Source organism: Cupriavidus sp. UYPR2.512 (assembly GCF_000379565.1).
Classification (GTDB): Bacteria; Pseudomonadota; Gammaproteobacteria; order Burkholderiales; family Burkholderiaceae; genus Cupriavidus.
In genome coordinates this window covers 1-4,197 of record NZ_KB902959.1, presented here as the reverse complement: position 1 = coordinate 4,197, position 4,197 = coordinate 1, and the positions used below count along the sequence as shown (strand labels likewise).

The 4,197-nt window shown below is 57.6% G+C and carries 6 protein-coding genes; 5 read left to right on the top strand and 1 reads right to left on the bottom strand.

Going from position 1 to position 4,197, the window contains the following annotated elements; all coding sequences use genetic code 11:
* The first annotated feature begins 412 nt into the window (after positions 1 to 412).
* Positions 413 to 766: a hypothetical protein gene (locus A3A5_RS0113630; RefSeq protein ID WP_157637225.1), complete on the top strand. Its 354-nt coding sequence runs from the start codon at positions 413 to 415 to the stop codon at positions 764 to 766.
* A 468-nt stretch (positions 767 to 1,234) separates the two neighbouring features.
* Here the strand turns inward: A3A5_RS0113630 and A3A5_RS41510 are convergent, their stop codons facing one another.
* Positions 1,235 to 1,693 (bottom strand): helix-turn-helix domain-containing protein, encoded by a 459-nt coding sequence (locus tag A3A5_RS41510; protein ID WP_081623903.1) that lies wholly within the window; start codon positions 1,691 to 1,693, stop codon positions 1,235 to 1,237.
* A gap of 455 nt (positions 1,694 to 2,148) precedes the next feature.
* Between A3A5_RS41510 and A3A5_RS41505 the strand changes: the two genes are divergently transcribed.
* The 4 genes from A3A5_RS41505 (at position 2,149) to A3A5_RS0113605 (ending at position 4,140) form a co-directional block, all read left to right on the top strand.
* Complete coding sequence (locus A3A5_RS41505; protein WP_232431344.1) at positions 2,149 to 2,562, top strand: hypothetical protein; 414 nt, start codon at positions 2,149 to 2,151, stop codon at positions 2,560 to 2,562.
* 69 nt (positions 2,563 to 2,631) lie between these two features.
* Positions 2,632 to 3,087: a hypothetical protein gene (locus A3A5_RS0113615; protein WP_018311123.1), complete on the top strand. Its 456-nt coding sequence runs from the start codon at positions 2,632 to 2,634 to the stop codon at positions 3,085 to 3,087.
* Between the two features lie 63 nt (positions 3,088 to 3,150).
* On the top strand, positions 3,151 to 3,477 hold the full coding sequence (locus tag A3A5_RS0113610) for a hypothetical protein (RefSeq protein WP_018311122.1): 327 nt from the start codon (positions 3,151 to 3,153) through the stop codon (positions 3,475 to 3,477).
* A gap of 255 nt (positions 3,478 to 3,732) precedes the next feature.
* Positions 3,733 to 4,140, top strand: a complete 408-nt coding sequence (locus A3A5_RS0113605; RefSeq protein ID WP_018311121.1) for a hypothetical protein — start codon at positions 3,733 to 3,735, stop codon at positions 4,138 to 4,140.
* The last annotated feature ends 57 nt before the right edge of the window (positions 4,141 to 4,197 follow it).

Genomic DNA, 4,197 nt, shown 5'->3' with positions numbered 1-4,197 from the left:
GGGCCCCTTTGATCGACAAGACGATCGTTTGTCGCCTGGACATGCTGCTGTTCGACCAACTGCACCCGTGAAATTGTCGGGACTTCGTAACAGCCGCCGGCCAATAAGGCTTGGGGTGCGTGGCTGCTGCCGCAGCCCCTCCTGCAGTCTAGGTCGGAGAACAGAGCCTTGCTACGAGACGCTGGTGTCGAAAGGAGCCGAAACGAGACTCTATTGACGAAACGGATGTAACGCCTAATCTGCTGAAAGAATCTTTCTGGAGTTGCGAATGGCGAGACGCCGCGTTTCTGAGCCCATCCCGTCGCCCGAGGTCGAGATCACACCGACATCAGTCGGACAACAAGTGCCGAGCCGTATCAAGCGACAGCGAGTCCAGGTCACGGGGGCTCGGTTGCCTCCACTCGACCGCTATATGGCCATCCTCGCCGCACGCGACCAACATCGGTCGCTGGGCCAATTCGTTGCTTGGGCGGTATCCGAGAAATTGAGAACGCTGACCTTCCGCGTCACATGCGATAACCGGACGGAGCAAGTCTCCACCGAAGAAGCTGTGGCCCTGCTGTGGTCGGTTGAGGAGGCCGATCGCGTAGTCAAACTGGGTATGCACGCGCCTCATTTGATGACTTTCGAAGAGCAGGTTGCATATCAGCGCATCGTGGAGGACGGGGCAGTATGGGTGGCAATGGACATGCCAGATCTTCCAAGAATTCGCGCCAAGTGGGCCGTCTATACGGAAGGGTTGGCCATGGAGCATGACAATCCATGATCAGCAAACTCCCTCCTGCGCAAAAGGGACGCCACGACATCTTGCGTGAACCCCGTCGAAGGGTGACTGTTTCCCTATCCTTGGCGACCTACGACCTAGTGCGACGACTGGCGGAACGGGAGAGGCGCCCTTGCTCGCGGTGGGTAGCTCTCGCAATAGAGGAAGCTCTGAACCGCGATCTGGCGGGTCTCTGCGAACCGACCCCAGACTGCTTGCCGGTCGTATCACGCTATCTCTTCGGAATCGTGGAAAGTGACCGTCTAATAGCGTTGATCAATTGCTTTCCAGACCTCGTTAATGACGAAGATCGAGAGCGACTTCGGGTGCTTGTCGACTCGCGCGAGGAGGTGCCGTCCATTGATCAAGCCTTGCTCCCCCGGCGCGCGCAATCGGATACGCCTCCCGATGCGACATCCTAACGGGTGAGGGCGAAGCAACTTTTGCTCCCAAGGTGTCTTGGTCCGGAGACTATTTATGCGAAAGCAAATCTGAGGCGGCTACTCCCAACGCAGTTGCAACCTTCTCCAGAGTGTCTAGCGCTATATTTGTTGAGCCCATTTCGATTCTCGAAATGTGATTGCGGTCTAGCCCTACCCTGTCTCCTAACTGCCGTTGAGAAATATCACCAGCCTCTCTCAGGCGTCGGACCGCCGCCCCAACAAGCTGGGGCGAGGGAGATACACCATGGTGGGTTGGGCCAGTCCTTACGCTGTGGATCCCGGTAGACAGCAACTGCCGCGCATCAACCCCGAGTGCCACCGCCGACTGCGCCACCTTGTCAAGCGCGACGTTTGGCGCCAGTCGCTCTATGCGGCTTATAGAAGTCCGGTCCGTATGAAGGCGCTCGGCTAGGTCATCCTGTGACCAACCTCGTTCCTCACGAAGTCTCCTAAGGTTGTGAGCGAATGTCTGCCGGAGTGACGCCATTCCATGGAACCGTCAGTTCTAAAGTGACGATATATCCATGATTACAACGCCGGCGTCTATAGCATATGAATTGTCATCGTTTTCGTTGTCATCATTTACATATACAACGTATATGCCTACAATCCAGATGTCGACACCGTCTTTGGTGAGCGTCGGAGCTGAGGGGCTACACCGCTTGAGGCTTCCTCTTCGTTCGGGGCGTTCAATGCCAACGGATCGTTCAGTCCCACTCGCGTGTTGTGCGATTGGACGTCCACGGATCCCGAGCGACGCTACGGCGCGTAGGGAGAATGCTGGCAGCCGCAATCTCAGCACATCAAGATGCCTCTGTCGACCGAGAAGGCGCAGGCGATTGCCGGGCAATGATGATGTGTGTTCGTCTCCGGCATTCACCGGACACAACTTAGGCTCGACGGCTGGTTGGTTGGATAAGCGAAAGGTCGGAAAGAGTTGCGATGCAATCGGATTCAGTGCGAGAAGGGTCACCGCGAATCGGCGCTAGCCATTTGCTTGCTGCGATGGTTGCGAGAAGTGAAGGGCGGCTCAAGCTTGAGGGGGACCTTTCGCCGTTGGCAGGGGGAATCTGCGACTACCTGTATTTGCTTGCTTATCGGGACAGGCACTCAGCGGAAGCAAGCTCAGTGTCATATCAGGAACTCCTGTCGCTATTTCGGCATGGAGAAGGCCAAGAAGCGGTGGCTGCGGCGGTGCGCAGTTTGCGGACAACTGTGATCGAGATTGAGTATGGTCGGGACTTTTACTATTCAGCCCAGGTTGTGGTCACCGATGAGCTTTCCCCAAATCTTTTTCGCTTTAGGGTACCTGATGTCATTCAGTGGTTCTGGGCGCAATTAGAAGCCGAGCCATGAATCGTCAACGCAAGCGCATCATGCTCGCCAATCAACCGCTCATGAATTGAGATTCGAAGGAAGATCACATTGCTGCGCCTCACCGTCGAACTATTTCCTGGTGGTCGCGAATCGGGCCGCCGCACGCTGGCCACTGCGAACATCGCACGCGAACGGTCGGGGGCGCTGGCCGACTATTCCATCGGCATGAACGAGGATCTCCTGGACGATGTCTATACGGGGGAACTCAAGGACTATCCGCGCTGGTCGGGGAGCATCTGGGATCTGGTGGCCCGGGCAATTGCCGTGGCCTTGACGGGCGAGGAGGCACTGCCGAAGCGGCCGGCCGTCCCTGACGTACCGATCCATCGCTCAGGGGTGCCTGGCGCTGCGTATGTTCGGTTGTGTGAGATTCCCGAACCGGCCCGTACATTTTTCGTTAACCACATCCGCTACGAGACACGCCCAATCGTCAGCGAAGTGCCGGATCCACTGGACTGTGCTCACTTATGGGAGTGGGAGAGCTTTCTCAATGGTGGTCGGTGAACGGCATCAAGGCGCCCGGGTATGCCTTGGGCCGGCGCTCGATCTTGCATAGGAGGGCAGTGCATGTTCTGGGGTACCAGTGCATTGGCAAGCAAGCCGAAATTTGATCTGGGTGGGTGGAGCATTGTGGAGACGGATCGGGGTGAGCATCATCTGGTCGGAATCGATCTCGATAACGGTACCGGGCAGGTAAGTAGCACCATTGTTCGCTTTGACGCCAGCGCCATGCGCTGCGAGACGGTAAGCGGGCGCATTTACGTGCTGCAGGAAACAGATGGAATCGCGACGAGCAATGCCTGGTATGTGTGGGAGGCCTGGTGTCAGGTCAACGATGTCAAGCACTGGACGGACGTCACGGCACGCTATCGGAGGGGCGCAAGCGCGACCTAACGGCCTCGCGCACTGCCGCGCGATGAGGGCGGGATTGTTGCGCGTTGATTGCCCACGGTGGATGCGCGTACAGATTGATGAGAACCTGGCGAGCCATAGCACTATGTGCCCGTCCCCGGTTATTCAGGCCGGAGGCGTCGTCGCGGCTTCTTTCGCTGCTCTTCCGGCAGCCAGATGCGAGAGGTCTGCCCCGTGCCGCCGTGCTGACGCGTTATGGCTTGGGGACGCCTCCTTTTTTTGCGAATGGGTAGATGTATGTTGTTAACTAAAGAGATGTGGCTGGACCGTGCAAGCGGTCAGGATCCGGTGCCTCCCTATCTGCCGTGGCGTGTTGTCGCTGCCGTGCCCGTCAATCCTTTGCTGGTGCTTCAGCTTTACCCGGCGTCCCTGGAGCCGTTGGAGCTTATTACGACCTACGTCATTGCGTCCTTTGAATCGTTACTGGAGACGTGGGACAGTCTGCTGCCTGAACACCGTGTCGGCGCAACCGTGCATTTGATTCGCGGCGGCATCACCGAACGCGTGCGCGAGATCTGGCAGTACAAGAGCAATGACGCCGCTGTCCGGCGATTCGCGTTCCGCAACGATCGCGGCGAGTTGATTCCCTATTGGGGCGACCTGCCCACGCTAGCGGACAAGCAATGTCTCGCCGTCATTGAGTGAATCCCGAGCGATGAATGACTGTCGAGGACATTGAGAAATGAGCGACGCAAAGGTACC

Excerpts from the sequence above, each read along its gene's own strand:
- A3A5_RS0113630 (WP_157637225.1), top strand. The coding sequence starts at position 413 with ATGGCCATCCTCGCCGCACGCGACCAACATCGGTCGCTGGGCCAATTC.
- A3A5_RS0113605 (WP_018311121.1), top strand. The coding sequence starts at position 3,733 with ATGTTGTTAACTAAAGAGATGTGGCTGGACCGTGCAAGCGGTCAGGAT.
- A3A5_RS41510 (WP_081623903.1), bottom strand. The coding sequence starts at position 1,693 with ATGGCGTCACTCCGGCAGACATTCGCTCACAACCTTAGGAGACTTCGT.
- A3A5_RS41505 (WP_232431344.1), top strand. The coding sequence starts at position 2,149 with ATGCAATCGGATTCAGTGCGAGAAGGGTCACCGCGAATCGGCGCTAGC.
- A3A5_RS0113610 (WP_018311122.1), top strand. The coding sequence starts at position 3,151 with ATGTTCTGGGGTACCAGTGCATTGGCAAGCAAGCCGAAATTTGATCTG.